This is a genomic window from Hyphobacterium sp. CCMP332, from assembly GCA_014323545.1.
Taxonomy (GTDB): domain Bacteria; phylum Bacteroidota; class Bacteroidia; order Cytophagales; family CCMP332; genus CCMP332.
In genome coordinates this window covers 1,519,008-1,545,977 of sequence record CP058647.1, presented here as the reverse complement: position 1 = coordinate 1,545,977, position 26,970 = coordinate 1,519,008, and the positions used below count along the sequence as shown (strand labels likewise).

At 38.2% G+C, this 26,970-nt stretch carries 29 protein-coding genes and 1 pseudogene; 13 read left to right on the top strand and 17 right to left on the bottom strand.

Going from position 1 to position 26,970, the window contains the following annotated elements:
* Window positions 1-68: 68 nt before the first annotated feature.
* From HZR84_06855 to HZR84_06845, 3 genes are all read right to left on the bottom strand, one after another.
* On the bottom strand, window positions 69-1,316 hold the full coding sequence (locus HZR84_06855; GenBank protein ID QNL21666.1) for a tail fiber protein: 1,248 nt from the start codon (window positions 1,314-1,316) through the stop codon (window positions 69-71).
* A complete protein-coding gene (locus HZR84_06850) occupies window positions 1,313-1,789 on the bottom strand; it encodes a T9SS type A sorting domain-containing protein (GenBank protein QNL21665.1) in 477 nt (158 codons plus the stop codon). Before HZR84_06850 ends, HZR84_06855 begins: the two co-directional genes overlap by 4 nt.
* 189 nt (window positions 1,790-1,978) lie before the next feature.
* Window positions 1,979-2,314, bottom strand: coding sequence for a tRNA-binding protein (locus HZR84_06845; GenBank protein QNL21664.1), 336 nt, complete (start codon window positions 2,312-2,314; stop codon window positions 1,979-1,981).
* A gap of 43 nt (window positions 2,315-2,357) precedes the next feature.
* Here HZR84_06845 and HZR84_06840 point away from each other — a divergent pair, with 43 nt between their 5' ends.
* From HZR84_06840 to HZR84_06830, 3 genes are read left to right on the top strand one after another with little or no spacing between them, the layout of a single operon-like run.
* Entirely contained in the window at window positions 2,358-2,900 is a 543-nt protein-coding gene (locus tag HZR84_06840) for a hydrolase (protein ID QNL21663.1), read from the top strand.
* 6 nt (window positions 2,901-2,906) lie between these two features.
* Complete coding sequence (locus tag HZR84_06835) at window positions 2,907-4,004, top strand: hypothetical protein (GenBank protein QNL21662.1); 1,098 nt, start codon at window positions 2,907-2,909, stop codon at window positions 4,002-4,004.
* A gap of 12 nt (window positions 4,005-4,016) precedes the next feature.
* The gene (locus tag HZR84_06830; protein ID QNL21661.1) at window positions 4,017-5,540 is read left to right on the top strand and encodes a sigma 54-interacting transcriptional regulator; all 1,524 of its coding nucleotides are present in this window, start codon (window positions 4,017-4,019) and stop codon (window positions 5,538-5,540) included.
* Between the two features lie 7 nt (window positions 5,541-5,547).
* Here the strand turns inward: HZR84_06830 and HZR84_06825 are convergent, their stop codons facing one another.
* Complete coding sequence (locus HZR84_06825; GenBank protein ID QNL21660.1) at window positions 5,548-6,498, bottom strand: T9SS type A sorting domain-containing protein; 951 nt, start codon at window positions 6,496-6,498, stop codon at window positions 5,548-5,550.
* A 121-nt stretch (window positions 6,499-6,619) separates the two neighbouring features.
* Between HZR84_06825 and fdhD the strand changes: the two genes are divergently transcribed.
* Together fdhD and HZR84_06815 are read left to right on the top strand one after the other, a co-directional pair.
* Window positions 6,620-7,456, top strand: coding sequence for a formate dehydrogenase accessory sulfurtransferase FdhD (fdhD, locus tag HZR84_06820; GenBank protein QNL21659.1), 837 nt, complete (start codon window positions 6,620-6,622; stop codon window positions 7,454-7,456).
* The gene (locus tag HZR84_06815; protein QNL21658.1) at window positions 7,453-7,836 is read left to right on the top strand and encodes a hypothetical protein; all 384 of its coding nucleotides are present in this window, start codon (window positions 7,453-7,455) and stop codon (window positions 7,834-7,836) included. Before fdhD ends, HZR84_06815 begins: the two co-directional genes overlap by 4 nt.
* A 12-nt stretch (window positions 7,837-7,848) precedes the next feature.
* On the opposite strand, the gene HZR84_06810 is transcribed toward HZR84_06815, so the two are convergent.
* Both HZR84_06810 and HZR84_06805 read right to left on the bottom strand, forming a co-directional pair.
* Complete coding sequence (locus HZR84_06810; protein ID QNL21657.1) at window positions 7,849-8,139, bottom strand: hypothetical protein; 291 nt, start codon at window positions 8,137-8,139, stop codon at window positions 7,849-7,851.
* 12 nt (window positions 8,140-8,151) lie between these two features.
* Window positions 8,152-8,778, bottom strand: coding sequence for a DNA-3-methyladenine glycosylase 2 family protein (locus HZR84_06805; GenBank protein QNL21656.1), 627 nt, complete (start codon window positions 8,776-8,778; stop codon window positions 8,152-8,154).
* Between the two features lie 136 nt (window positions 8,779-8,914).
* On the opposite strand from HZR84_06805, the gene HZR84_06800 reads away from it, so the two are divergent.
* Window positions 8,915-9,496, top strand: coding sequence for a TetR/AcrR family transcriptional regulator (locus tag HZR84_06800; GenBank protein QNL21655.1), 582 nt, complete (start codon window positions 8,915-8,917; stop codon window positions 9,494-9,496).
* On the opposite strand, the gene HZR84_06795 is transcribed toward HZR84_06800, so the two are convergent.
* The 4 genes from HZR84_06795 to HZR84_06780 form a co-directional block, all read right to left on the bottom strand.
* Window positions 9,493-10,377, bottom strand: coding sequence for an arsenite methyltransferase (locus HZR84_06795; protein ID QNL21654.1), 885 nt, complete (start codon window positions 10,375-10,377; stop codon window positions 9,493-9,495). The genes HZR84_06800 and HZR84_06795 overlap by 4 nt on opposite strands.
* A 46-nt stretch (window positions 10,378-10,423) precedes the next feature.
* On the bottom strand, window positions 10,424-10,756 hold the full coding sequence (locus HZR84_06790) for a winged helix-turn-helix transcriptional regulator (protein QNL21653.1): 333 nt from the start codon (window positions 10,754-10,756) through the stop codon (window positions 10,424-10,426).
* A 635-nt stretch (window positions 10,757-11,391) separates the two neighbouring features.
* The gene (locus HZR84_06785) at window positions 11,392-12,354 is read right to left on the bottom strand and encodes a thioredoxin family protein (protein ID QNL21652.1); all 963 of its coding nucleotides are present in this window, start codon (window positions 12,352-12,354) and stop codon (window positions 11,392-11,394) included.
* 51 nt (window positions 12,355-12,405) lie between these two features.
* Window positions 12,406-13,176, bottom strand: coding sequence for an AMP nucleosidase (locus HZR84_06780; GenBank protein ID QNL21651.1), 771 nt, complete (start codon window positions 13,174-13,176; stop codon window positions 12,406-12,408).
* Window positions 13,177-13,371: 195 nt separating this feature from the next.
* Between HZR84_06780 and HZR84_06775 the strand changes: the two genes are divergently transcribed.
* Window positions 13,372-14,175, top strand: a complete 804-nt coding sequence (locus HZR84_06775; GenBank protein QNL21650.1) for a T9SS type A sorting domain-containing protein — start codon at window positions 13,372-13,374, stop codon at window positions 14,173-14,175.
* A 71-nt stretch (window positions 14,176-14,246) separates the two neighbouring features.
* Here HZR84_06775 and HZR84_06770 read toward each other — a convergent pair whose 3' ends face one another.
* Both HZR84_06770 and HZR84_06765 read right to left on the bottom strand, forming a co-directional pair.
* The gene (locus HZR84_06770) at window positions 14,247-16,622 is read right to left on the bottom strand and encodes a ribonucleoside-diphosphate reductase subunit alpha (GenBank protein ID QNL21649.1); all 2,376 of its coding nucleotides are present in this window, start codon (window positions 16,620-16,622) and stop codon (window positions 14,247-14,249) included.
* 32 nt (window positions 16,623-16,654) lie between these two features.
* A complete protein-coding gene (locus HZR84_06765; GenBank protein QNL21648.1) occupies window positions 16,655-17,632 on the bottom strand; it encodes a ribonucleotide-diphosphate reductase subunit beta in 978 nt (325 codons plus the stop codon).
* 398 nt (window positions 17,633-18,030) lie between these two features.
* On the opposite strand from HZR84_06765, the gene rplU reads away from it, so the two are divergent.
* Window positions 18,031-18,339 carry a 50S ribosomal protein L21 gene (rplU, locus tag HZR84_06760; protein ID QNL21647.1) on the top strand — a complete coding sequence of 103 codons (309 nt, stop codon included), beginning with the start codon at window positions 18,031-18,033 and terminating at the stop codon, window positions 18,337-18,339.
* Window positions 18,340-18,347: 8 nt separating this feature from the next.
* Window positions 18,348-18,620, top strand: a complete 273-nt coding sequence (rpmA, locus tag HZR84_06755; protein ID QNL21646.1) for a 50S ribosomal protein L27 — start codon at window positions 18,348-18,350, stop codon at window positions 18,618-18,620.
* 186 nt (window positions 18,621-18,806) lie between these two features.
* Here the strand turns inward: rpmA and HZR84_06750 are convergent, their stop codons facing one another.
* Window positions 18,807-19,304, bottom strand: coding sequence for a DUF192 domain-containing protein (locus HZR84_06750; protein ID QNL21645.1), 498 nt, complete (start codon window positions 19,302-19,304; stop codon window positions 18,807-18,809).
* Window positions 19,305-19,405: 101 nt separating this feature from the next.
* Here HZR84_06750 and HZR84_06745 point away from each other — a divergent pair, with 101 nt between their 5' ends.
* The 3 genes and pseudogenes from HZR84_06745 (at window position 19,406) to HZR84_06735 (ending at window position 22,161) form a co-directional block, all read left to right on the top strand.
* Complete coding sequence (locus tag HZR84_06745; GenBank protein ID QNL21644.1) at window positions 19,406-20,509, top strand: PD40 domain-containing protein; 1,104 nt, start codon at window positions 19,406-19,408, stop codon at window positions 20,507-20,509.
* A pseudogene (locus HZR84_06740) lies at window positions 20,497-21,162 on the top strand (hypothetical protein). Before HZR84_06745 ends, HZR84_06740 begins: the two are co-directional and overlap by 13 nt.
* Window positions 21,121-22,161: a M28 family peptidase gene (locus HZR84_06735; GenBank protein ID QNL23207.1), complete on the top strand. Its 1,041-nt coding sequence runs from the start codon at window positions 21,121-21,123 to the stop codon at window positions 22,159-22,161. The pseudogene HZR84_06740 and the gene HZR84_06735 overlap by 42 nt, the downstream one beginning before the upstream one ends.
* On the opposite strand, the gene HZR84_06730 is transcribed toward HZR84_06735, so the two are convergent.
* Genes HZR84_06730 through HZR84_06715 form a run of 4 tightly spaced genes read right to left on the bottom strand, consistent with a single transcriptional unit; the run spans window position 22,158 to window position 25,875 of the window.
* Entirely contained in the window at window positions 22,158-22,580 is a 423-nt protein-coding gene (locus tag HZR84_06730; GenBank protein ID QNL21643.1) for a cytochrome c, read from the bottom strand. The genes HZR84_06735 and HZR84_06730 overlap by 4 nt on opposite strands.
* 10 nt (window positions 22,581-22,590) lie before the next feature.
* Complete coding sequence (locus tag HZR84_06725) at window positions 22,591-23,226, bottom strand: SCO family protein (GenBank protein QNL21642.1); 636 nt, start codon at window positions 23,224-23,226, stop codon at window positions 22,591-22,593.
* Window positions 23,227-23,254: 28 nt separating this feature from the next.
* Complete coding sequence (locus tag HZR84_06720) at window positions 23,255-23,695, bottom strand: hypothetical protein (GenBank protein ID QNL21641.1); 441 nt, start codon at window positions 23,693-23,695, stop codon at window positions 23,255-23,257.
* A gap of 8 nt (window positions 23,696-23,703) precedes the next feature.
* Window positions 23,704-25,875 (bottom strand): S9 family peptidase, encoded by a 2,172-nt coding sequence (locus HZR84_06715; protein QNL21640.1) that lies wholly within the window; start codon window positions 25,873-25,875, stop codon window positions 23,704-23,706.
* 167 nt (window positions 25,876-26,042) lie between these two features.
* On the opposite strand from HZR84_06715, the gene HZR84_06710 reads away from it, so the two are divergent.
* Complete coding sequence (locus HZR84_06710; GenBank protein QNL21639.1) at window positions 26,043-26,918, top strand: hypothetical protein; 876 nt, start codon at window positions 26,043-26,045, stop codon at window positions 26,916-26,918.
* Window positions 26,919-26,970: the final 52 nt, after the last annotated feature.

The window sequence follows — 26,970 nt, the reverse complement described above, 5'->3', positions numbered from 1 at the left end:
TTGAAAATAATTCAAAAGAATCAGGTCTGCTTAAAGTCAGACAATTGAATAAATTGGTTTATCGAGTTTTAATCTTTGATAATATAATTCACATAAGCATTAATAGGACGGGTTTCAGAACCACCATTCGTATTGAGAATGTTTCCACTAAAAGAAAAACCATCAACTGTTGAAAATGGATTGGTGTTGTTCGTGTTTGTATGGATTGAACCAACACCGCCATTTGAACTTCCTGAGACACCCCTTATAGTATGTGTATGATTTCCACCACCATGGTTATGATTTAGAAATTCATCATTTTGATAACTCCCTACATTATCCCCCGTAGATCCTAATGGAAATAAGCTTGTCCTGGTAGATGCGTCCGGATCATTTCCAGAGCCAAAATCTTTTCCTCTTAAAAACCTTCCTCTTAAATCAGGTACATTGAAAGTTGTAGTTCCATTTCCTCCGCCCCAGATAACTCCAAGCGTGTTAAACAAATCAGGATAAGTGCTACGATCTATTGCCTGACCATGGCAAACCAGCCAACCATTTGGAATTTGTGATGTGTCTCCGGCAAATGGCATTATCATACCGGTTGGAAATATTTCTGAAAGATTAATGGATATTTCATTACTACCCGAGACATTAATGCCATTCCCACCGGTATATACATTTACATCATCATTAAAACTACCTCCTCCATTGCTTAATGTCACTGTACTTCCGGTCTTCGAAAGTGATTGCAACTCATTCGTTATGGATCCATCAACTTCACTATCCAGTTTGGAATTCCATGACGCTGTATCTGAAGAAGAAATTCCTGATGCCACGGAAGAAGAGAATATTGGGTCATTTTCTGAACCCCAGTTTGTGGTGTCAGAGGCACTAATGCCTGCGGCAATGGAAGAACTAAATAGAGGATCGCTTTCATTGGCTGAACTTGCTCGGATGGCATAAGGAACACTTAAGAGTTGAGATGTGCCACTAATTGTATAGGTGCTTCCGCCGGTTGGGTCTACTTCTGATTGTATGAAATAGGGGCCCTGTGTCCAATCGATTGTTGAGATATTTCCACTAACAACGTTTCCTCCACCTATAGCAATTGAAATAAGTCCATTATCATTGGTAGAGACACTATGCGTTTCGACATATTCAGCAGTACCAGTCGATGAACCTTGGAGAATGCTCATACGAAGTGAAACAGCTGAGTTGGTTACCAAATCATTATTGGCATCTCTTATGACAGCCTGATAGCTAAAATTTTCCGGTGCTTGTGCAAACAATGAACTATAAGTCAAAAGAATGCTGAGTATTATGACAAGATTTTTCATGACTTAATAATTTTTAAGGTTTTAATACTTTCTTCAGATTCAAACACCTCGAGGAAGTAAATCCCGCTAGAGATATTTGAAATATTAATCTGTTCAATGAAAGCTGTAAAATTTCCAGATGCAATGATTGTAGACTTTGCATTACGCAACTCATAACTCAAGTTATTATATGAGATCTTCGAAATGCTAATATTTAAATAATCACCTGCCGGATTTGGAAATACTTCAATTGAATTTTCTGGCAAAATCGTCCGAATTGAAAGAACGTAAAATTCAAATGGATGCTGGACTCCTTCATTTAATTCACCACTGGCACTTGAGTATGAATTATATGAATTTTGACCAATCGAATAGCTTATACTTCCATTTGAAACCGTAATTGTATTTCCAGAGCTTAAAATGGATTCCTGGGCTTTTATGTAGCTGGATAGGAGCAAACAAATGCTAAGGAGAGTTAATCGTAGGTTTCTCATAGCCAAACTGTTATGGGGATTACGAATATAATAAATTTATATATTATAATATATATGTTGGTATAGAAAGTCTATTGTCAATGTGGAAGTGAAAAAAAATCAAAATTGGTTAGGAAGTTGTGCGATTGCACAAATATGGGAGCCAATTCTGAATCGAAGAATTAAAAAATTTAGGCCTTTATTCTTTAATTATTTTAATTTCTTTCCGTTCTGCAATTTCTTTGTGACACTTGCTAATATTATCTTGCCTGACTCATCCTCAAACCCAGTCACCAATACCTCCGACATGAAATCCGCTATTTGTTTTGGCCTAAAGTTGCAAACACAGATGACCTGTTTTCCCCGAAGCTCATCCAAGGTATAATTTTCAGTTATCTGTGCGCTTGATTTTTTAATGCCCAGCTCACCCAAATCAACCCATAATTTGTAGGCAGGCTTGCGCGCTTTTTCAAATGGCTCGGCTTTGGTAATCGTCCCGACCCTTATATCGACTTTTTCAAAATCCTTCCATTCTATGTAATTCATGCGCTTTATTTATTGTTATATTTCCGATATAAATTTAACAGAAATGAGATTTCATCGCGACAATACTTTGGCAGTTTTAATAGATGTTCAGGAACGCTTATTTCCGCATATTTTCAAACATGAGGAAATGGCAAAAAGGACGGGCATTTTAATTCAGGGCCTGAAGGCTTTAAATGTTCCGATTATGGTGACAGAACAATATGTGAAAGGCCTTGGAAGCACTATTCCTGAACTGAGCCCTTACATTACTGACTTAAAGCGCCATGAAAAAATGAGCTTTTCATGTTGTGGAAGCGAATCATTTTTGGACGAGCTCATTCATTCCAAAAAGAAAGAGATTATTTTATTCGGAATTGAAGCGCATGTCTGTGTTCTGCAAACTTTTCTCGATATGCAAAACCGGGGATTGAATGTTGTTATAATTGAAGATTGTGTCTCTTCGAGAAAACAATCGGACAAGGAAATTGCTATACATAGGATGAGACAGGAAGGGGCCAGAATTAGCAGTTCCGAATCAATTCTGTTTGAACTTTGTAAAGAAGCTGGCAGCGATACCTTTAAAGAAATATCAAGATTGGTTAAATAGAATAATTTGAAAGGATTTCAGTTTTCTAAATTTATTCCTCCACAAAAAGCGGCTAATGCGAGCTTTGAAAGTCTGAATAATATCTTTCAGCAATTGGTGGTCATGACAGGTGGCGATGTAAGTGAAGCCCTGAACTGGCTGACTCAGCTCGACAAACAATACAATCTGACAGATGATAATTATGGCATCGGAGATTTCATTGAAGATCTTAGAAAGAAAGGTTATATAGAAGACAATGAAGAGGCTGGCGGTTTGAGAATAACTGCGAAAACAGAATTGGAAATTCGGCGTTCTGCCCTGGAAGAAATCTTTGGAAAACTTAAAAAATCGGGAAAAGGCGATCACCGCACCAATGATACGGGACCAACGGGTGAGATCACTCCGGATTTGAGAGATTATAAATTTGGCGATTCAATGGATCAGATCTCCATGACCGATTCCATAAGAAATGCTCAGATCAATCACGGTATTGGGGATTTCATGATCACAGAAAATGATCTTCAGGTGGCCGAAAAAGAATATAAGACCATCACTTCAACGGTCCTGATGATAGATATTTCGCATTCCATGGTGCTTTACGGTGAAGACAGGATCACACCGGCAAAAAAAGTGGCCATGGCCCTGGCTGAATTGATGAAACAGAAATACCCTAAGGATACCCTTGATATCATCGTTTTTGGCAATGATGCCTGGCAAATCCAGGTCAGGGATTTACCCTATTTACAGGTAGGGCCCTATCATACCAATACGGTGGCAGGTTTGGAATTGGCCATGGATATTTTACGAAGACGAAAAACCAGCAATAAACAAATATTTATGATTACCGATGGTAAACCAACTTGTATAAAAGAAGGTCTGAGGTATTATAAAAACAGTTTTGGGCTTGATCAAAAAATCCTGAATAAAACTTTTAACCTTGCAAGGCAATGCCGAAAATTGAAAATTCCGATCACTACATTTATGATTGCTTCAGACCCGTATTTGAAACAATTTGTCGAAGAATTTTCAACGGTTAATGGAGGCAAGGCCTATTATTCAAGTCTGAAAGGTTTGGGTCATATGATCTTTCAGGACTATCAAAAAAACAGAAGAAAGAAATTTTAATCAAAAATTATAATGCAGATTGATAATATTCCGGTAAAGGAATTGACCGCAATACATACGCTCGGAGACTTAAAAGCCATTGGCTACGAAAGTGTATCTATAAAAAACGAACTGAGAAATAACCTGATCAAGAAACTTCAAAAAAAGGAGACGGTTTTCGAAGGCATTTACGGTTATGATGACACAGTTATACCCGATCTGCAAAGGGCAATTCTGGCAAGACATAATATCAATTTACTGGGATTGCGAGGGCAGGCCAAAACAAAAATGGCAAGATTAATGATTGCTTTGCTCGATGAATATATCCCTGCAATAAAGGGGACTGAAATTCACGATGACCCTTTACATCCTATTTCAAGACAGGGAAGAGATATGGTGTCGGAGCATGGAGATCATACGCCGATCGTATGGATTCACAGAAATGAGAGATATACGGAAAAGCTCGCCACCCCGGATGTAACAGTTGCCGACCTGATTGGAGATGTAGACCCTATAAAAGCGGCTACATTAAAATTGCCCTATTCAGATGAGCGCGTTATTCATTACGGATTAATCCCGAGATCGCACAGAGGTATTTTTGTAATCAATGAGCTGCCGGATTTACAGGCGAGAATTCAGGTGGCCCTATTCAATATCTTGCAGGAAGGAGATATTCAGATTCGAGGATTTAAATTGCGTCTGCCGCTCGATATCCAGTTTGTATTTACAGCCAATCCCGAAGATTATACGAATCGCGGAAGTATTGTAACGCCTTTGAAGGATAGAATTGACTCTCAGATCATCACACATTATCCCGAAGACATAGAAGTCGGAAAAAAGATAACAAGCCAGGAGGCCAGGATTCCTGAAATGATTAGTGAAAACATAAGAATACCCGAACTTGCCAAGGACATGATAGAGCAATTGGCCTTTGAAGCACGTCAAAGCGAGTATATTGATGAAAAATCCGGAGTTTCCGCCCGACTTACCATTTCTGCCTATGAAAATCTAATGGCAACAGCCGAAAGAAGAATGTTGATTAACGGTGAAAAAAATTCTCAGATAAGAGTGGGCGATTTCATTGGAGTGATCCCGGCGATTACAGGGAAAGTTGAATTGGTTTACGAAGGTGAGCAGGAAGGTGCCGGAGATGTAGCCTACAATATCATAGGCAAAACTATAAGAAAGTTATTTGTTCAGATTTTTCCCGACCCCGAACAATTTAGAAAAAGGAAAAGCGACCGGCCAAATCCATATGCCAAAGTGGTGGCCTGGTTTGGGGAAGGAAATACGCTTGAAATGCTTACCGATACTTCGGACAAAGACTATGAAAAAGCACTTCATGCCGTTCCTGAATTAAAAAAATTAGTGGCGCAATACGCCAAAAAAACGGATAAATCAGAATTGAATTTTTATATGGAGTTCGCCTTACATGGATTGGCTGAATTCTCTCTGGTGAGTAAAAAGCAATTGGGTAAAGGCCTACAGTTTAAGGATCTCTTAAGCTCTATGCTCGGAGGACAGCAGTTCGGTGAATTGGATGAGGATTTAGAATAATGGCTTCTTATTGCTTAATAAATTTACCCGTTATTTTTTCAGAACCTCTTTCAAAAATATAATAATAGATACCAGATTCCATTTGACTTAAATCCAATTCAATGTTTGATTGGCTTGTATTTTTTCGGAGAATTTCCTTCCCATCCGCTGATACGATGCGAATATTTTTGGATCCCGACTCTGCAGATTTATCATAAAAAAATAAAGTATTTTTAACGGGATTGGGATATACATCCAGTAATTCATTGTCAGGTTTTGATTTATTCCCAAGAAAATCAATAAAGGAGGGAAAAAAACTTATATCGTCAATTGCCCAGCCCAACTGTTCTGCTGCCCCGGTATCGCTCCAAAATACAAAGCGAAAATCGATGACTTCACTTTTAGCAAATAGACTCGCCGTATCGCTCATACTCCAGCATATACCTTCATAAGACCATTGATTATTTTGTGTTGTAGGCGATATAAAACCATCACTTTTTCCCCAAAAAAATGTTTTTTCTCCATTTTTCAGAGTATCCAGAATGTGGCTGCCCATGTATTCAGCATGCGAATTCGTATCTGAAATAACATTGTACCAGGAAGAACCGGAATCGTAAGAGATTTCAATCCAGCCGCCGGCATTTAATGAGTCAAACTGAAATAAATTGACCCAATTCATGATCACAAATGGCCAGTTGTAAAAATTTGAAATCGAATCAATTCTAAAAGTGGCATAGGATGTATCGCCCTTTGGATAATTATTCACTGAGTCCGTAACAAGTGAATAATTTCCGCATGATACGAAATCATGAAATTTTGCCGCATCGGCTATCTGCCAAATATTTATAGAGTCGCTATAATCTATAACAACCTGAAAATCCTGTGAATTATCGAAATTGTTATAAAGTTGCGCCTGGCTTTTAGGACTTAAAAAGAGAAATGTTATAGAAAACAGAAAATACTTAATTGCAGTCTTCATGTCAAAAAATTAAATCTTAAGTCTCACTAATTTAATTAATTTTATACTCATTGCATTTTTTCGAAAAACAAAATTTCTGATTGTGACAATAATTTTGATTGCATTGAAATCAAACAAATAATTGAAAGTACAAAGTAAACATACCTTTAAATATCATTCGGACGGCGTTGACGAGAAGCCCGATCTGCTCGCTATTGAAGAGCCTTTGGAAATCAGGATAAGCTTTTTGCAAGGTGCCAAACGGGTGGAAAAATCTTTGTCTGTAACCATGCGAACACCCGGCAATGATGAGGAGCTAACCATGGGATTCCTTTTAACCGAAAACATTATTAACAATCCCGGAGAAGTCATATCCATAAAACATTGCTTGCAAGTCGCTCTTGAAGAAGAGGGCAATGTAATAAGGGCCATACTTAAAGATGAGGTCAATATTGAATGGGAGAAATTACAAAGGCATTTTTACAGTTCATCAAGTTGTGGTGTTTGCGGGAAAAGTGCTTTGGAAAATATTGCCTGTCAAATTCCCAAACGCAGTTTAAACAAAGTCGCTATAGAGAAATCCTTCATCGATGCCTTAAGTGACAAAGTAAAAAATGCTCAGGAAGTATTTAATTATACCGGCGGATTGCATGCCGCAGCCATATTTTCAAAAAATGGTGAATTGCTGGCATTACGCGAAGACATCGGAAGACATAATGCCGTCGATAAAATCATAGGAATTGCGGCTGCGCAAAATTTCAATTCAGAACAAAAGCATTTGTTATGGGTGAGCGGAAGGGCGGGCTTTGAACTTGTTCAGAAAGCCCTGATGGCCGGTTTTAGATTGATGGTGGCTGTTGGAGCACCTTCGAGCCTGGCTGTGGATTTGGCAAAAGAAAATAAATTAATCCTGATTGGATTTTCCAGAAATGATCGATTCAATGTATATTCAGGAACGGAATACCTGGAAATCTTATGAAACTGCGATTATTGGGTAATAAAATACGATTGCGATTAAGCGAACCTGAGGTTTACGCATTAGCTGAAGTTCATCAAGTGCAATCTGTTTTGCCTTTAAACCCCTTTGAAAAAGACAATTTTCATTATTCAATTCATAGTGACGCCAATACCTTAATTCCCAAGGCCAGTTTTGTAAAAAATGAACTGCGTATTGATCTTCCCCTGACCGATGTCAAACAATGGGCTGGATCAGATCGGGTGGGAATAGAAAATACCATTGTCTGTAATTCGGGTGAAGAAATAATTATACTGGTTGAAAAAGACTTCAAGTGTTTGACGGATCGCAATGAGGATGAATCTCAACTTTTTGACAATCCGGATAAAAATGAGAATTGCTAAAACTTAGATTCCCTATTGATTTACCAAGCGCAATTCATGGGGTGAGGTTTTTGGAATTCGCTCTATCAGTTTTCTGGCTTCAAGATCCAATTTGACGGTGACCATGTACCACAGTATTTTACCGTCAAAATCAGGTGCAATTTCTTGTTCGGCCTTATCGCAAAGCGCCTCAAAACTTATTACCTTTTCATTTCTAATGGTTTTGAGAATGTATTCGGCTATAAAATCATATCTTCTTTTCAAGATATTGACCCCTTTTTTTCCTTTTGGGTGAAGGCAAAGAATGGTTTCTTCTTTTCTCATATTTTGAAATATTTAAATAAAACTATCCGCGTTTCGATTTCTTTTGCACAAATAATAGTGCCACAAATAAAAACTGGCCAGGCTTCTATAGGGTTTCCATTTTTCGGTGTATTCCAGGATTTCTTCCTGACTTTCCAATCCCTTCAATTCCTTTATAGTATTGACTATGGCCACATCACCAATTGGCATTATGTCCTTAAACTGAAGACAAAACATCAGATAAACCTCTGAGGTCCAATTTCCGATTCCTTTAATTGCCGTGAGCTTCTCTCTGATCTCTTTTTCGGAATTAAATTTCAATTCACCGAGGTCCAGAGTTTTTTCCAGAATGGCATTCGAAAGATTTTTAAGATAGGAGGCTTTTTGTCGACTGATCTGTGCATTTCTCATTTCTTTATCACTCAGGGAAATAATATGTTCAGGGGAGAATTCAGATACTATGGATTCCAATTTATTAAAATGAGCTCTTGCGGATTCCAGACTGACCTGTTGTTCGAGGATAATTTGACATAATGTTTTAAAACCGGTTGTTCTTTGCCAATTCGGTGGGGAAGCGTATCTCATTTGAATGCTTATAAACAGGGGATCAATTTTTTGCAAAGCGGCTTGGTCAATATCATTTACAATGCTTTTTGGCATATAGACTTATAAACAGAATGGCCTTTTAAAACCATAAATAAAACATTTCATCTCTTTAAATAAAGTAATAATTATAGAATTGAATTGGAATGATAATTCTAAATGAATTAACTTTATAAACGCTTCGAAAATAAAAATGCCAAGATCTAAAGCTTTTGATAAGAATAAAGTCCTGAAAAAGGCCGAATTACTTTTTTGGAAAAAAGGATATCACGCAACATCCATGCAGGATTTGGTTGATCATTTGGGCATAAACCGCGCGAGCATATACGATACTTTTGGCAATAAATGGGGCTTGTTCAAAATGGCTTTTGAGCTTTATATTTTTGAATACACCGAAAAATTAAACGATAGCCTGGATACTGAACTGGACCCGAAAGATTCCTTGGGCCGATTTTTTGAGAATGCCATCGATGAGTCAGTAAAGGATAAGGATAAAAAAGGCTGTTTTATTGTAAATACTATTGCTGAGTTGATACCGGGAGAAAAAGAACTTGAGCAATTATTGGATGATACAAGAGCATTGATACAAAATCACTTTCAGGAATTTATCAAAAGAGGACAGGAGCATGGCAAAATCCCAAAAGAAAAGGACCCCAAAGCCATTGCATTTATTTTATATTCCTATTACAATGGCCTTAAAGTCCTGGTTAAAACTAATCCTGCAAATGCGCTTTTAAAAAAATCTTTAAAAGAGTTTCTGAATATTCTGGATTAGCAACAGCCCGATCCGGGTTCACAACAGGCCTCTTGGGCAATTTCTTCGCTTTTTATATTTGATTTGGATTTTTCACCCGGTTTTTCTGCATATACACTAATGCTAAAAATACCGCTACCGCCACGATTGAATTCGGCCATTTCAGTTTCACTCAAATACTTGCTTAGAATATCATTGGGAATTTCAATCGAACTTTCCTTTTGGATAATGATATTTTTGAATCCGGCCTGTTCAATGAATTGTATATAATCATCTTTCTGAATGGCACCTGCCACGCAACCCGCATACATTTCCGCATCTTCTTTTAATGCTTCAGGCAATTCACCGACCAATACAATATCCGAAATGCTAAAATGCCCTCCCGGTTTTAGGGTTCTAAAAATTTCTGCGATCACCTTTTTCTTATTGGGAACGAGGTTCAAAACACAATTGCTTACGATAACATCGGCGACATTATCATTTACCGGCATATTGTCGATATCACCTTCTCTGAATTCAACATTGTTAAAATTCAGTTTTTCGGCATTTTGCCTGGCTCGGTCTATCATTTCTCTTGTAAAGTCGATACCAATGACTTTGCCTTCCGATCCGCATTCATGACGCGCCACAAAACAGTCGTTTCCCGCACCTGAACCCAGATCGATCACGGTATCACCTTTATTTATTTTTGCAAATTGGGTGGGTAATCCACATCCGAGACCCAAATCGGCTTCAGAAGCATAGCCCTCCAATTGATTATAGTCTTCGGACATTATGTTATAAACCTCTTTTGAAGTTACCGTTGCACCACAACAGGAAGCTTTATTGACTTCAATCTCCTGTGTCGCAATTTTGGAGTATTTGTCTTTTACGATTTGCTTAAGTTCCTCTGAGTTTTTCATATTATTTGATTTATTGCAATATAGCGATGATTAATAGTAAATTTTTTTAGCAACAATTGGGTATATCACATTCAAATCGTTCAAAAATTTGATTGAACTGATTTTTGATCTCCTTCCATCTTGCGTGATTGATACAATAATTCATTTTCACTCCTTCAACTGTGCCCTGAATAATTCCAATGTCTTTAAGTTCTCTCAGGTGTTGAGAGATGGTGGCTTGCGCCAGACCTAGTTCATTGACCAGATCTCCATTGATACAGGCATTGGTCTTTAAAAGATATTCGATAATCGCCACTCTTGCAGGATGGGAAAATGCCTTGGCCGCCAGTGCTATATCATTCTGAGATTCGGTAAATAATTGTGCTTTTGTAATTCCCATTGTTAAAAGTTACATCGCAATATTACGATTAAATATTTAGAAATAAAAATTCGACTTATTTCAATGCCGCGAAAAGTTCGGGGACATACGGAATCTTGGAATGTCGGTTATTTTTTAGCATTTAACCCCATTTTGCCGTCACTCCAAGACGGAAGCGTAGCGAGAGTTCTTGGAGTCTATTCAACATTAGAGTAGATCTCAATAATTATGAGACCGAACTCCAATAATTATCGGAATCTTGGAATGACGATTATATTTTAGCATTAAACCCTATTATACCATCACTCCAGGACGGAAGCGCAGCGAGAGTTCCTGGAGTCTATTTAACAATAAGGGAGATCTCAATAATTTTGAGACCGAACTCCAATATTTATCGGAATCTTGGAATGACGGTTATTTTTTAGCATTAAACTCTATTATACCGTCACTCCAAGACTGAAGCGCAGCGAGAGTTCCTGGAGTCTATTTAACAATAAGGGAGATCTCAATAACTTTGAGACCGAACTCCAATATTTATCGGAATCTTGGAAAGACGGAAATTTTTTAGCATTTAACCCCATTAGACCGTCACTCCAAGAGGGAAGCGCAGCGAGAGATCTTGGAGTCTATTTAACAACAAAGTAGATCTCAATGAATTATAATCCTGTTTTTTCTATAATAGCCCATGCCTTATCAATTTGTTTGTCAAAGAGGACTTGATATATTTCCGGAGATGATTGAATGTCGTTTAACCACTTTTTCTGCATGGGACTCAAATATATTTCAGCATTAACCTTTCTTCCCAAAGCCGAATTGATTTTGGTCTTTTGCAAATCGCTCAGTGGCAAATATTTATAATTCGAATGTTGCAAATAATAGTGCAAATCACCGGTAGCTAATTTAAAGCCATCGTTTTCTCCGACTTCTTCCATGGCATTTTTATTTGCAAATGCCTGCAATGTCTGTTCATCTACTTTTTGCGGATTGTATGTCACTTTTACTATTTCTGCAGAACCAATAAAACCGGATTCTGTATTGAGTACGCCCGTAACGGATCCCAATTGCTTTTCTCCCGACCAAAAGCAATACATTTTATAATAGGCTTCCTTTTTATTGCTTAGTAAATCAGCGCTGAGTTCTTCATCTAAGAGGTTCAGATAGGCGGGTATGGATTTCCCTGATTTTTTTAATGCTGTGATCATGCCGGAACACAAACCTTTAGCTGAATAATCACTGGCGATTCGATTTATAATGGATTCGCCCTTCTCATTTACGATTCTCACCACGGGATTATTCCAGCTGGGTTCATTGTATTTTTTTAAGACCTCTGCATCTTTTCCGGCTTTATTATTATAAATAGCCAATGGAATAAATTCATTTTCGATGGCCTCTACCATTAGCGGATGACTGAGAACATTATGGCCATAATTTCTGCATGTCGCACAACCGGGTACTTCCTGAAATAGTATTAATACCGGTTTATTGACCGCTTTTGATTTGGAAATAGCAAGATCATAATTTCGCAACCATTCGACCTTACCCAGTTCTTCAGGATTTCCGGCAAAAACCATCAATGAATTATAAAGAAAGATGCTCAGTAAGATTATTGAATTTCGCATAAAAGAAAATTATGGAAATGAACTGTGTAAGATTGTCATCTTAACGCCATTTTAAAATTTCAAATGCTTTACCGTCTCAGCGCGATGAATCAATTTATTTAGCGACTCAATGCCTATTTCCAAATGAGTTCTGACATATTGCTCGCTCACTTTTTTATCACTTTCATCGGTTTTAACACCCTCGGGGATCATTGGGATATCCGATACTAAAAGCAGTGCACCAACCGGAATTTCATTGGAAAATGCAACGGTAAATATGGTGGCTGTTTCCATGTCGATGGCCATAGCACGCAGTTTTTTGAGGTATTTTTTAAAGACCTTATCGTGTTCCCAAATGCGTCGATTGGTGGTATATACCGTTCCGGTCCAGTAATCGTGGCCATATTCTCTAATGGCTGTTGAAATTACTTTTTGCAAGGCAAAAGCGGGGAGAGCCGGCACCTCACTAGGCATATAATCATTACTCGTTCCCTCGCCTCTTATGGCTGCAATTGGCAAAATGAGATCACCGACCTGGTTTTTCTTTTTCAGGCCTCCGCATTTTCCCAGAAATAAAACGGCTTTAGGATTGATGGCTTTTAAAAGGTCAATGACCGTGGCCGCATTGGCACTTCCCATTCCAAAATTGATAATGCTTATTTCTCCTGCCGTGGCACATTGCATGCTATTGCTGCTGCCTTTGAGTTCAACCTTGTGTATTTCACAAAAGAGTTCTACATAATTTAAAAAGTTGGTCAGCAATATATAATGGCCAAAAAATTCAAGCGGCTGGCCGGTGTATCTGGGCAACCAATTGGTAATTATTTCATTTTTTGTTTTCATACACGATTATATTCTTTATCACAATTATCAAAAATAGTATTTCAGAAACTAAGATGTATAAATTGTACATCATTGATGTATTTATTACAGTCAGGCCCACAAATAATACATTTAATATACATCAACTCCTCGTATTGCAATTCAAGAGATAAATTTTGGTCTACCTTACATCTTCTAAAAATTTAACCAACAATTATGAGAAAAATTTACATTACAATTTTAAGTCTATTTCCTGCTCTGCTTTTAAATGCACAAAACATTCCAATTGATTTTGAAACAGGCGGTCATGGCGCCAACTGGAATTGGGCCGTTTTTGAAAACACCGATAATCCACCTTTGGAGATAGTAGCCAATCCGGATCCATCAGGAATAAATACCTCGGCAACAGTAGCCAAATTTACCGCAAGACAAACGGGAAACCCATGGGCGGGATGTGAATCTTTGCACGGTGCGGGAATAGGGTCCTGGACCATTAATCCGAGCAATTCAACAATACGAATTATGGTATGGAAAGATGTGATTAGCGATGTCGGTATTAAACTGGTAAGAGTGGATAGCTGGTCATTAGGTGAGATCAAAATTGCCAATACATTAACGAATCAGTGGGAACAACTCACTTTTGATTTTTCTTCTCACATGGACACGACCTACGATCAGATCGTAATTTTCCCCGATTTTGATTTGGGAGGCAGAAGTTCTGATAACATTATTTATTTTGATAATGTATACGGTGCTGCGGCAAGCCCCGTTGCTTTGGAAGCAATTACAGAAAATGCCTTTTCCATATACCCCAATCCTGTAAAAGATCAGTTGAGTATTTCTTCGGCAATTGAAATTGATCAGGTATCTATTTTTAATACCAACGGACAATTGCTAATGGATGTAGAAATCAAGGCTACAAATGCCAATTTGAATACAAGTGATTTTCAACAAGGTGTTTACATATTGAAAACACTCAGTTCCGGACAGGTCCATGTTCAGAAGTTTATAAAAGACTAAAAAAACCCCCTGCCAAGCACTGCAGGGGTTTAACCCTAAAATTTATTTAGGGGTACACACCAAATGAAAAATCAACTACCACAAGCTTCGCATTCATCAGGGTTGTCTAGTGAACAAGACATGTCCGCCTGATTTTGCGCGATCACTTCCTCTTTTGTAGCCATGGGCTTGGCAAGAGATTTTTTGTCTACCGTAAATTTGATGGCATCCGTTGCGGCTTTGGTTCTCAGATAATACATACCTGTTTTCAAACCTTTCTGCCATGCATAGAAATGCATTGAGGTCAGCTTTCCGAAATTCGGGTTCTGCATATGGATGTTCAAACTCTGGCTTTGGCAGATATAAGCACCTCTATCTGCGGCCATGTCGATGATGGTTTTCTGACTGATTTCCCAAACGGTTTTGTACAGATCTTTTATTTCCTGAGGAATACTGGAGATCTTTTGAACAGAACCATTCTCTGAAATGAGTTCATTTTTCATTTCTTCATTCCACAAACCCGCTTTTATAAGGTCTCTCATCAAATGTTTGTTGACCACAACAAATTCACCCGAAAGTACTCTTCTTAAATACAGGTTGCTGGTATAGGGCTCAAAGGCCTCACAATTGCCCAATATTTGTGCTGTACTGGCCGTTGGCATAGGAGCTAAAAGAAGGGAATTTCTAACACCGTGTTTTTTCACTTCTCTTTTCAGACTTTCCCAATTCCATCTTCCGGAATCAGGTGTAACTCCCCACATATCAAATTGGAAAATTCCTTTTGAAACAGGAGAGCCTTTAAAGGTTTCATATGGGCCTTCCTTGATAGCCAAATCTTTGGAAGAAGTCATGGCAGCGAAATAAATGGTTTCAAATATTTCCCTATTTAGTTTTTTCGCTTCTTCACTTTCAAATGGATAATTCATCAAAATGAAAGTATCAGCTAAACCCTGAACACCCAATCCTATTGGACGGTGACGCATATTGGAATTGCGCGCCTCTTCCACAGGATAATAATTGACATCGATGACTTTATTGAGATTTTTTGTCACGGTATAAACGACCTCATAAAGTTTTTCATGATCAAAATTGCCATCTTCTTTGATGTATTTCGGAAGGGCAATGGAAGCCAAATTACAAACAGCCACCTCATCCGGGGCGGTATATTCAATAATTTCTGTACATAGGTTGGAAGAGCGAATGGTACCCAAGTTCTTTTGATTTGACTTGTTATTCGCAGCATCTTTAAAAAGCATATAAGGCGTACCGGTTTCCGTTTGCGATTCGAGGATGGCAAACCACAATTCCTGCGCTCTTATTTGCTTTCTGTATTTTCCTTCGCGTTCGTATTTTTCAAAAAGCTTCTCAAATTCTTCCCCATAGGTATCGGCAAGTCCTGGAGCCTCATTAGGATCAAACAAAGACCATACATCATCGTCCTGAACACGCTTCATAAACAAATCAGGAACCCAAAGTGCGTAGAAGAGATCTCTTGCTCTCATTTCTTCTTTCCCGTGATTCTTTTTTAGCTCGAGAAATTCGAAAACATCAGAATGCCATGGCTCGAGATAAATGGCAAAACTGCCTTTTCTCTTTCCTCCGCCCTGATCCACATAACGCGCTGTCATATCAAAATTTCTGAGCATCGGCACAATGCCGTTTGAGGTTCCGTTTGTTCCTCTGATATAACTTCCTTTTCCTCTTACATGGTGAATGCTCAGACCTATACCACCGGCCGATTGTGATATTTTTGCACATTGCTTTAATGTGTCATAAATACCATCAATGCTGTCATCCTTCATGGTTAGAAGAAAACAGCTCGACAATTGTGGTTTAGGTGTACCAGCATTAAACAAAGTCGGAGTAGCGTGTGTAAACCACTTCTCCGATAACAAATTATAGGTTTCGATAGCAGCATCCAGATCATCGCCGTGGATACCAATAGAAACTCTCATGAGCATGTGTTGTGGTCTTTCCACAATGGCTCCGTCGAGTTTCATAAGGTAGGATCTTTCCAGTGTTTTAAAGCCGAAAAAATCGTAAGTAAAATCTCTCTCGTAATCAATGGCTGCGTCGAGTTTTGCAGCATTGTCTTTGATTACTTTATAAGTTTCTTTTGAAAGAAGAGGTGCATTGTCCCCGGTTTTCGGGTCAACATAAGAATACATTCTCTTCATGGTATTGGAAAAGGAAGAAGAAGTTCTTTTATGCAAATTAGACACTTCAATTCTCGCAGCAAGTTTGGCATAATCGGGATGCCTAACGGTCATTGAAGCGGCTGTTTCTGCAGCCAATCGGTCCAATTGTTCGGTCGTTACGCCATCGTATAATCCGTCGATTACTTTTTTGGCGATTTCAATGGGTTTGATATAATCCATATCAAGACCATTGCAAAGTTTTTCAATTCGGGTGGTGATTTTGTCGAATCGGACAGACTCTCGTCTCCCGTCTCTTTTGATTACTAACATGTTATACTTTTAATAATTTTCTCAAAAATTCTTTAAAAATCTTCATCCATGGTGAAGTTGAAGCCTTTCTTGTCATTGTCCATGACCCCGGCCTTCTGATATTCTGCAACCCTTTTCTCGAAGAAATTGGTTTTACCCTGAAGCGAAATCATTTCCATAAAATCAAATGGATTTTTTGAATTAAATTCTTTTTCGCAATTCAGTTCCAATAGCAACCTATCGGCAACAAACTCTATGTATTGTTTCATCAATTTGGAGTTCATACCTATCAAATCCACCGGCAGTGAATCTGTAATAAATTCTTTTTCAATTTCCACTGCGTCGAGAATGATTTGCCTCAATTTCTCTTCGGGCATTTTATTTTCGATGTAGTTGTTGTAAAGCAGACAAGCAAAATCGCAGTGCAGGCCTTCATCTCTTGAGATGAGTTCATTAGAAAAACTCAAACCTGGCATTAAGCCTCTTTTTTTCATCCAGAAAATCGAGCAAAAGCTTCCGGAAAAGAATATTCCCTCAACGGCGGCAAATGCGATTAGTCTTTCTTTAAAATCACCATTATCGATCCATCGCAAAGCCCAGTCTGCTTTTTTCTTAACGGCCGGCACAGTTTCGATTGCGTTTAAAAGGTGGTCCTTTTCTTTGGGGTCCTTTATATAGGTATCAATTAATAAAGAATAGGTCTCAGAGTGAATATTTTCCATCATGATCTGAAAACCATAAAAGCATTTAGCTTCTGGAAACTGAACTTCGTGGAGAAAGTGCTCCGCAAGATTTTCATTGACAATGCCATCGCTGGCGGCGAAGAAAGCAAGAACATGAGAAAGGAAGTGTCTTTCGCCATCGTTGAGGTTGTTCCAGTCAACAAGATCCTGGTTTAAATCAATTTCTTCAGCCGTCCAGAAACTCGCCTCCTCTTTTTTATACATTTCCCAAATGTCGTGGTACTTGATGGGAAATAATACAAATCGTTTTTTGTCTTCTTTTAGTAGGAGTTCTTCGTGCTTTTCCATTTTGGCGTTAGGGTTCTAGTTAAAAAATTTTTAAAAAAAAGGTCTCCTTCAGCCGGTTTCCTGCTTTAAGTCCCCTGCTTAATGATTCCTTAATAAAATGTGCTTGATTTTTTAATCAGGTGCCTACAAATATTGTAAAAGCCCGACATAAGTCAAAGATAATAAAGCAAAAAAACTTTTAACAACTTTTCCACATACATAAATGTGGATAACTAACTTAAAGCATTGTATATCAGTAAAATAAAAATGTTAATTAAATTTAAACTTCTTATAATACAATGTGTATAAGCTAGGTAATATTTATCCACATATCCACATCACTTATAAATCATGGCGGGTGCTTGTCTATTTATAAGTATAGGATTATCTTTGCACTCCATTTTTGAAAAAGATACCTAATGTACGCAATTGTTGATATCTCCGGTAAGCAATTCAAGGTTGAAAAAGACCAAAAGATTTACGCCCCTCTTCTGAAAGGAAAAGAAGGCGATAAAGTTGAATTCGATAAAGTAATGCTTATCGACGATAAAGGAAAAATTAAAGTCGGTGCACCCACAGTAAAGGGCGCCAAAGTTTCAGGTAAAATTCTGGAACATGTAAAAGGAGATAAAGTGATCGTCTTTAAGAAAAAGAGAAGAAAAGGATACAAAAAGAAAAACGGTCACAGACAGGATTTCACTCAGATATTAATAGAAAACATTAAATAAGATAAACCATGGCACATAAAAAAGGAGCCGGAAGTACCAGAAACGGAAGAGATTCGGAAAGTAAACGACTCGGTGTAAAAATCTACGGTGGTCAGGAAGCAATCGCTGGAAACATCATTGTACGCCAGAGAGGAACGAAACATCATCCGGGTAATAATGTCGGTTTAGGAAGAGATCATACTTTATTTGCCTTGATCGATGGAACTGTTGAGTTCAAAGTATCAGGCATTAAGAAAAAATCAGTTGTTTCTGTTCTTCCAAATGGTGCAGAAGCCAAGTAATTAGAAATTATTTATCCACAAATTGAGGGGCCCGATTGTTGAAAAACGATTGGGCTTTTTTTAATTAAGAATTAAGGTCTATTAGAAGTTTCATTCTTTGAATTGGCACTGGGTCGCAAGTCTTTGCTTTTTTTATAAATAATAAAAAGTACGGAAGACGAAAGACGGATGACGAATGATGGGATTTTAATTTCTGATCCACTCAAAGCGATCGCCTTTCTCCAATCCATAGAGATCGCAAAACCCTGCGACTACTTCTATGACGTATAATGCGGGATCGTAAGACAAAACGGGATCTTCAGAATAAGGGCGGGTATTTTTTTGAATCGTAACAATATTTCCTTCCTCATCTGCAAAAATGATATCCAGAGATATATAGGTGTTTTTCATCCAGAAACTTCTGGGTTCTTCTTTTTCAAATAAGAATAACATGGCTTGCGCATCGCTCATCCTTGCTCTGTACATGAGCCCCTGTGCTCTTTTTTCTTCTGTATCGGCAATTTCCAATTCCATTTTGCGAATGGTATCTCCTTCACGGGATATAAATATTAATTCCCCTTGTTTTTTAAAAGGCACTTCATATCGCTCACCGGACGATTCGATCCTCGATTTCTTTTCTGAACAAGCAATTATCATTTGAAAAACAACAAGTATTAAAACAAGCTTTATAAAATAAGATTTCATGCTTTTTAAATTGATTTTGTAAAAATAGAAACCATTCATTAATAGATGGGTTTATTTTGCTTGATTTGATTTTATATTTTTGCGCCTTCAAAAAAACAATAATGAAATTATTCAATCTAATTCTTGCCCTATTTATAATCGCAGCCTGTTCGAATGAAAAACCCAAAAAAGAGATAGAGGACCCAGGAAAAATAGATGACAGCACGGTCATTGTGGATTTGTCTTATCCTCAGGAAAAGCATTTAAAAAATTTAAGACAACTCACTTTTGGCGGTGACAATGCAGAGGCTTATTTCAGCTTTGACAATGAAAAATTGGTCTTTCAAAGCAATTATGGTCTATGGGGCGTCTCATGTGATCAGATATTTATGATGAATGTTTCTGAAGGGGCGGAAAACAAAGCACCTATGCTGAGTACTGGACTGGGCAGAACAACATGCTCCTATTTTTATCCGGACGGGCAACACATTCTTTACGGTTCTACACATCTCGGCGGAGACTCTTGCCCGGAAGCGCCACCGTTTATGGAAGGTAAATACGTTTGGCCCATTTACGATTCCTACGATATATTTAAATCAGACCTCAATGGCAATATAGTTGAGCAATTGACCGATGAGCCCGGCTATGATGCCGAAGCCACCATTTCACCGGATGGCACAAAAATCGTTTTTACGTCTACAAGATCGGGCGATCTTGAACTTTGGACCATGAATACGGATGGAACGGATCTCATGCAGGTCACCGATGAACTCGGTTATGACGGAGGCGCATTTTTTTCTCCTGATAGTCAGAAATTGGTATTTAGAGCTTCAAGACCCAAAGAAGGCGAAGAAGCAGAAACCTATAAATCCCTATTGAGAAAAGGTTTTGTACAACCTACAAACCTGGAAATATTCACCTGCAATACCGACGGCTCAGAAATGAAGCAAATCACCAATTTGGGCAAGGCCAATTGGGCACCATTTTTTCACCCGGGAGGCGAAAAAATCATCTTTGCATCCAATCACAAATCTGAGTCGGGCAGACAATTCAATTTATTTATGACAGACCTCAGTGGCGAGAATGTAGAACAAATAACTTTTGATCCTGTATTTGATGCTTTCCCCATGTTTTCATTCGATGGGAAACATCTTGTATTTTCGTCCAATAGAAATAATGGTGGCGGCCGTGATACCAATGTATTTTTGGCAGAATGGATAGATTAATAATTATGAAAAAATATCTCGCAATAGTGCTTATTGCCAGCGCATGCAGCACCTCAGAAAATCCTAAACGAGTTATAGCCAATTTTCAAAGGCATATAGAATATCTCGCTTCCGATGAATTAAAAGGTAGGGAAACCGGCACGGAAGGCGAAGAAATGGCGGCTGAATATATAGCAAATGAATTTAAAATCGCCGGAATTGAGGCCAAAGGCAGCGAGGGTTATTATCAGGAATTCGAATTTTTGAGTGGCAAAACATTTGCTGAAAATCACTTTATGTTGAATGGCGAGGAAATTCAAAAAGATGAAGACTACTTCGTAATGAATTTTTCTGGTAATGGTGAAGTAATATCCGAACTGATAATTGCGGGTTTTGGAATCCAGGCTGAAGAATTAGGGCTTGATGAATACAAACGACTCAGAAAAGCGGAAGGAAAAGTCTTTCTAATTGATGTTTCATCACCCGATGGCATACATCCTCATTCTAAATACAAGGCTTATCACGATCTGAGAAACAGAGTGCGAACAGCAAAAGAAAATGGAGCAAAGGCCGTCATTTTCTACAACCCCGGTGAGCTGGCCAATGATCCGAGGAAAAACTACGCCAGAAAAATGGAAAGACTGGATATACCGGTTGTTTTTTATTCGGGTGAAAAAGAATTTAAAAACGGCGATTCTGTAAGTATAAAGGTGGAAATGGAAGACAAGTACAGAAGCGGCAAAAATGTCATAGCCTATATTGATAATAATGCTTCAGGTACCGTTGTCATCGGAGCGCATTACGATCATTTGGGAATGGGCGATGAGGGTTCTTTGTATCGTGGTGAAAGCGAGGCCATTCACAATGGCGCAGATGACAATGCGAGTGGAACAGCAGTGCTTCTTGAATTGGCCAGAACTATTCAGAAAACCAGAAAACTCAATCAGAATTTTCTTTTTATTGCATTTTCCGGTGAAGAAAAAGGCCTATTAGGGTCCGGGCATTTTACCGATGAGCCGACCATTGACCTGGAAGATGTTAATTATATGATCAATATGGACATGGTTGGACGTCTGGATTCAACGGGAACTCTCACTGTTTTTGGGATTGGCACTTCTACGATCTGGGATTCACTCGTCGATTCAGAGTCAATAGCCGGATCTCTCAATATTGTGGAAAAACCCGATGGTGTTGGCCCCTCAGATCATACATCTTTTTATCTTGAAGATATTCCTGTTTTACACCTTTTCACCGGAGCGCATTCCGATTATCACAAACCAAGCGATGATTTTGATAAAATCAATTACGATGGGATGTACAAAGTTTATTCTTATGTAATGAATGTGGTATCTGCTGTAAAAGATCATAAACTTGAGTTTACAAAAACCAAGGAAGGCGACAATCAACAGGCGCCCAGGTTTTCGGTTACGCTAGGCGTTGTGCCCGATTATACATTTAGCGGAAAAGGCATGCGTATTGATGGCATCACGGATGGCCGCCCTGCGGATAATGCGGGACTTCTTAAAGGAGATGTAGTTATTCGAATGGGTGAAAATGAAGTCACCGATATGATGGCTTACATGAATGCCCTGTCTATGTTTAAAAAGGGAGACACGACAAGGGTATCGGTAAAAAGAGGTTCCGAGGAAGTTAGTGTTGAAGTAGTTTTTTAGTCTGATTGGCAATTGCCAAGCGATTCCAAAACTTCCTCTTTTTCAAACAGACCGGCCTCATTAGACCAGGCATTTAAAATATAGGTACTTATCTGTGCGATATCATCTTCCAGAAGATCCGGATTAGCAGGCATTACCTGATTGTACACTACACCATTGACTTCGATTTTCCCTACCTGTCCGTTGCGGATAATACAGGCCAATAAATCTCTGTTTTCGACAAGATAATCAGAGGAATCTAGCGGAGGATAAAGTTTACCCAATCCTTGTCCCTTTTCGCCATGACAATGCTGACATCGCTGAATGTATATCTGCTTGCCGATCGACATGTATTTTCTGAATTTAATCTCTTTTTGATCCTGACAGGAAGGAATGGAAATAGCGATAATTAATACAGTTGCCGATAGTAATACGAACAAGTAAAATCGTCTAAGCACCATCGTATTCGGATAAAAGAATATCCATGTCTTTCATTAGTTGATCCACATCTTTCTCAATAGTTCCATCGTAATAACCTCGAATTCTTTTTTCCTTGTCAACGAGTATAAAAGCTCCACTGTGCAATAATCCGCCGGGAGCCAATGAATCAGGTTTGGCAGAAACCAAATACCCTTTTTGTGCCACATTAAATATAGAATCCATATCACCGGTAAGGAATGTCCAGTAATTGGTATTTATCTCCAGCCTGTCAGCATAGTCTCTGAGCACTTCCACGGTATCATGTGTTGGGTCTATACTGTGAGAAACAATATGTATTTCATCATTCCCCTTGTATTTCTCATGAATCCTAAGCATTTGTGTTTTCATGATAGGACAAATGCTCGGGCAGGTGGTAAAAAAAAAGTCGGCTACATAAATTTTACCCTTGAGGTCTTCCGGAGTAAATGAATTCCCATCCTGATTGATAAATTCAAAATCGGGAATGGTAGTATAAATTGTATCTGTATGCTCTTCACCGTTTATGATTTTTACATCATATTGCCGGGGCCCCATGATAGGGAGCCTTTTTTCCTGATGACATGCCATTGCGATGAATAGCAATGAAAGCGATAAAAACCTATTCATACTGTAATAACTTTATTGTCTGAATTGTTTAAATACTGTCTAATTCTGAAAGTTTGTCTTCGGCTTCAGGCATTATTGTGAAGGTTTGATTTTTAACCTTTTCCATGATGTCTATCTGTAATTCGTAATATTCAATAATATTTTTAAGACTTACACTGTCAGCCGGTTTTTCAAAATTGTACATCCAATCGCGCATACCGATAATGGCTGTGTCCATAGAGTTTACGGTATTTTGAATGCCAAGAACCATGCCTGAATCGAGTTCCAGTGAATCCATTTTTAAATTTAATTTCTTTTTGAGTTTTTCAAGGACCAGCGTTTGAGGCATGACTTCATCGTGTATTCTCATGACCTCTTTTAGCAGTGAATCTGCTTTTGGTTTGAGGTCTTTCTCGGAACCGGATTGTCCTGTGTTTTCACAAGAAAAAATTACAATACTTAGAACTAGTAATAAAATCGTGTTTTTCATGGTAATAATTAAAGATTATTAATAATATAATTGCGCATGAGCGTGTGAATATGGACATTGGCTCCTCCGGTATTAATGCTGTGATTGCTGCCCGGATAATAAAATGAATCAAATTGTTTTCCCAATTTGATGAGCCTTTCCTGGAGTTCAACAGCATTTTGAAAATGGACATTATCATCGGCGGTACCGTGTATCAGAAGATATTTTCCTTTGAGGCTGTCGGCAAAATTTATGGGAGAATTATCATCGTATCCCGAGGCATTGTCTTTTGGCCTTTGCATGTACCTCTCTGTATAAATATTGTCATAAAATCGCCAATTAGTTACCGGAGCTACAGCAATGGCCAATTTGAACACATCATTGCCTTTAAACAAACAGGAAGTTGACATAAATCCACCGTAACTCCAGCCCCAGATACCGATTCTTTTTTCATCGATATAGGATTTTTCACCCAATTTTCTGGCAATCTCAACCTGATCTATTGTTTCGTATTTTCCTAATTCCTTATAGGTTACTTTTTTAAATTTTGTTCCTCTGCCTCCGGTTCCGCGGTTGTCAAAACAAGCAACTACATATCCATTTTGAACGAGCATTTTATTATAGAGTTCCCTTGAGCTTCCATCCCAGGTCTTGGTCACTTTCTGATCACCCGGACCACCGTACAGAAACATCATCAGCGGATATTTTTTAGAAGAATCAAAATTGCTCGGTTTCATTAGGTATCCGTACAATTCAACCGAATCGAAGATGTTCATGCTGATAAATTCTTTATCAATCCAATCAAATGAATCCATCGTTTTTTTGACCTCTGAATTGTCTTCCAATACCTTGACTATTTTACCTGCGGAATTGTATAAACTGATTTTTGGGGGCATTCCCGGTTTTGAATATTTGTCAATATAAAATGCACAATCATCGCTCATATCTATACTGTGCCAGCCCTCTCCATTGCTAAGTTTTGTTTTACCTTTTCCATTAAAGCCAATAACATAGAATTGTCTCTCAAGGTGGCTGTCTTCGGTAGAAGTGAAGTACAATTTTTTCGATTTTTCATCAATTCCTATGAGCTCATCCACTTCCCATTTGCCTTTGGTGATGGCATCCAAAGATTTATTTTCGGTATTGTAAATCCAAAAATGTTTGTAGCCGCTTTGTTCTGAAGAATAGATAAACTCCTTACCGTTTTCCAGATAATAAAGATCATCACAGAAATTAATGTCAAAATACTGCTTATGTCTTTCCAGCAGTTCTATTTGCGACATGCCGCTGTTGGCACCGATATGAACAATTTCAAAGATTTGTTGTAATCTATCAAGCCGAATCAGTGATAGAATATCGTTATTCGCTGTCCATTGCATTCTGGGGATATAAAAATCCACACGACCATCCATACTGGCTTTTACTTTCGACTTATTTTTTAAATGATAGATATAAATGGAAATATCGGAATTCTTCTCTCCGGCCTTTGGATATTTATAAACATAATCACTCGGGTAAAGGCTGTCCCATAATTGCATATTGTATCTGGGGACATTGGTTTCATCAAACTCATAATATGCAATTTTATCCCCCTTTGGCGACCATTCAAATGCCTTTACAAAGGCAAATTCCTCCTCATAAACCCAATCGGTGGTACCATTTATAATTTTATTTATTACACCATTGGTAGTAATTTGTATTTCCTCATTTGCTGCCAGGTCTTTGTAAAAAAGATTGTTGTTTCTGGCAAATGCTACCTTGCTTCCATCAGGTGAAAATGTGGCATATTGCTGTGGCCCCTGATCCGAGAGTTTGGTGAGGTTTTTCTGTTCTAAATCGTAGATGTAGTATTCAGCCGTATACGATCTGCGATAGATTTTCTTCTTATTTGTTTCAAGAAGTATTTGACTTTCATCGGCACTCAAGGAATAATCATTGATTCTGATTTTGTGCTCGTCTCCGTCGAAAAGCGTTACTACTTCTTCACCTGAGCTGGTATTGTATTGAATGACTTTGTTATTGGACTTTGAAGTGTAATTCTTTCCGTCTTTCATCCAATTGATAGATGTGACTGTTTTTACTCTTATGGCAGGGTTGACAAAAATATTCCCGGGATCAAATTTCTTTTTTTGAGCTTCGGAAGGTAGGGTGAAGCATGTGATTATTGTAATTAGAAAATATATCGGCTTGGTATATCGCATTTTTGAATGAATTGAAGGCGCAAATTTAAGAAATAGATTATTGCAAAAAGAGACATCTAAAAATCAATTAAATATTCTTTAAAAATAGTCTCAGATTGCTAAAACATCTTAAAAAGTTTATATTTGCAGCCCTTTTGAATTGAAACAAAATTAAATTTAATATCAATATGAAAAAGTTAATGAATTACATGTTATCTATGCTTGCGATCGCAGGTGTATTGTTTTTATCTTCTTGTGGTGATGACGAAGAAGATCCGGCACCAAAAGGCGCTGTGGTTGGCCTAATCGCTACTGATTCTTCAGTTTCCGGTGATGTAACCCTTACTGTTGGTTCTTCATTTGGAATTTTAGTATCTGCTTCTAAAGGCGACAGAAATATGGATACATGGTCAATCTTAAGAGACGGTATTGCTCTATCTAATTTTGATGGTCTTGATGTACCTGACAACTCAGCATTTACTGTACCTGTTTCTGATATACCGGTACCTAGTACTGCAGGTGCATACGAATATACTTTCCAGATAACTGACAATGGCGGAGCAACAGGTTCTGTATCTTGGGTAGTTACAGCGGAAGATGCTGCGGCATTTACTGAAATTGATAATGTTCAGTTAGGTGGACAGTCAAGTACTGCTTTTGGAAGTTTCCTTAAAGCTGATGACGGAACCGTATTGTTCCTTGCTCAGGCTAACTCTTCTAATGGAGCAGATGTAGATTTATTCTACTACAATGGAGCGACTAACGGACCAACTTTATTTAGCCCAACTGATCCTGATGCAGGATCTTTATTCGGTGGTGCTGTAGGTTCATGGTCAACTCAAAACGACACTAAAATTGAAAAGTCTACAACTTTGGACTTTGACAATGCTACACCTAATGATGTTGCTACAGTAAGCGTTTCAGGTACAAAAGCCAATCAATTGGCTGCTGATGATGTTTTCGTTTTCGAAACAGAAGCAGGTATCAAAGGAATGGGTAAAGTGATCTCACTTGCTACAGGAAATGACGGTAGCATTACTGTCGACCTTAAAGTAGTTAACTAATTTTATTTTTTCAGATAGAAAACCCCGGAGAGTAATCCTCGGGGTTTTTTTA

Excerpts from the sequence above, each read along its gene's own strand:
- HZR84_06855 (QNL21666.1), bottom strand. The coding sequence starts at position 1,316 with ATGAAAAATCTTGTCATAATACTCAGCATTCTTTTGACTTATAGTTCA.
- HZR84_06850 (QNL21665.1), bottom strand. The coding sequence starts at position 1,789 with ATGAGAAACCTACGATTAACTCTCCTTAGCATTTGTTTGCTCCTATCC.
- HZR84_06845 (QNL21664.1), bottom strand. The coding sequence starts at position 2,314 with ATGAATTACATAGAATGGAAGGATTTTGAAAAAGTCGATATAAGGGTC.
- HZR84_06840 (QNL21663.1), top strand. The coding sequence starts at position 2,358 with ATGAGATTTCATCGCGACAATACTTTGGCAGTTTTAATAGATGTTCAG.
- HZR84_06830 (QNL21661.1), top strand. The coding sequence starts at position 4,017 with ATGCAGATTGATAATATTCCGGTAAAGGAATTGACCGCAATACATACG.
- HZR84_06825 (QNL21660.1), bottom strand. The coding sequence starts at position 6,498 with ATGAAGACTGCAATTAAGTATTTTCTGTTTTCTATAACATTTCTCTTT.
- HZR84_06815 (QNL21658.1), top strand. The coding sequence starts at position 7,453 with ATGAAACTGCGATTATTGGGTAATAAAATACGATTGCGATTAAGCGAA.
- HZR84_06810 (QNL21657.1), bottom strand. The coding sequence starts at position 8,139 with ATGAGAAAAGAAGAAACCATTCTTTGCCTTCACCCAAAAGGAAAAAAA.
- HZR84_06805 (QNL21656.1), bottom strand. The coding sequence starts at position 8,778 with ATGCCAAAAAGCATTGTAAATGATATTGACCAAGCCGCTTTGCAAAAA.
- HZR84_06800 (QNL21655.1), top strand. The coding sequence starts at position 8,915 with ATGCCAAGATCTAAAGCTTTTGATAAGAATAAAGTCCTGAAAAAGGCC.
- HZR84_06795 (QNL21654.1), bottom strand. The coding sequence starts at position 10,377 with ATGAAAAACTCAGAGGAACTTAAGCAAATCGTAAAAGACAAATACTCC.
- HZR84_06790 (QNL21653.1), bottom strand. The coding sequence starts at position 10,756 with ATGGGAATTACAAAAGCACAATTATTTACCGAATCTCAGAATGATATA.
- HZR84_06785 (QNL21652.1), bottom strand. The coding sequence starts at position 12,354 with ATGCGAAATTCAATAATCTTACTGAGCATCTTTCTTTATAATTCATTG.
- HZR84_06780 (QNL21651.1), bottom strand. The coding sequence starts at position 13,176 with ATGAAAACAAAAAATGAAATAATTACCAATTGGTTGCCCAGATACACC.
- HZR84_06775 (QNL21650.1), top strand. The coding sequence starts at position 13,372 with ATGAGAAAAATTTACATTACAATTTTAAGTCTATTTCCTGCTCTGCTT.
- HZR84_06770 (QNL21649.1), bottom strand. The coding sequence starts at position 16,622 with ATGTTAGTAATCAAAAGAGACGGGAGACGAGAGTCTGTCCGATTCGAC.
- HZR84_06765 (QNL21648.1), bottom strand. The coding sequence starts at position 17,632 with ATGGAAAAGCACGAAGAACTCCTACTAAAAGAAGACAAAAAACGATTT.
- rplU (QNL21647.1), top strand. The coding sequence starts at position 18,031 with ATGTACGCAATTGTTGATATCTCCGGTAAGCAATTCAAGGTTGAAAAA.
- rpmA (QNL21646.1), top strand. The coding sequence starts at position 18,348 with ATGGCACATAAAAAAGGAGCCGGAAGTACCAGAAACGGAAGAGATTCG.
- HZR84_06750 (QNL21645.1), bottom strand. The coding sequence starts at position 19,304 with ATGAAATCTTATTTTATAAAGCTTGTTTTAATACTTGTTGTTTTTCAA.
- HZR84_06745 (QNL21644.1), top strand. The coding sequence starts at position 19,406 with ATGAAATTATTCAATCTAATTCTTGCCCTATTTATAATCGCAGCCTGT.
- HZR84_06735 (QNL23207.1), top strand. The coding sequence starts at position 21,121 with ATGGAAAGACTGGATATACCGGTTGTTTTTTATTCGGGTGAAAAAGAA.
- HZR84_06725 (QNL21642.1), bottom strand. The coding sequence starts at position 23,226 with ATGAATAGGTTTTTATCGCTTTCATTGCTATTCATCGCAATGGCATGT.
- HZR84_06720 (QNL21641.1), bottom strand. The coding sequence starts at position 23,695 with ATGAAAAACACGATTTTATTACTAGTTCTAAGTATTGTAATTTTTTCT.
- HZR84_06715 (QNL21640.1), bottom strand. The coding sequence starts at position 25,875 with ATGCGATATACCAAGCCGATATATTTTCTAATTACAATAATCACATGC.
- HZR84_06710 (QNL21639.1), top strand. The coding sequence starts at position 26,043 with ATGAAAAAGTTAATGAATTACATGTTATCTATGCTTGCGATCGCAGGT.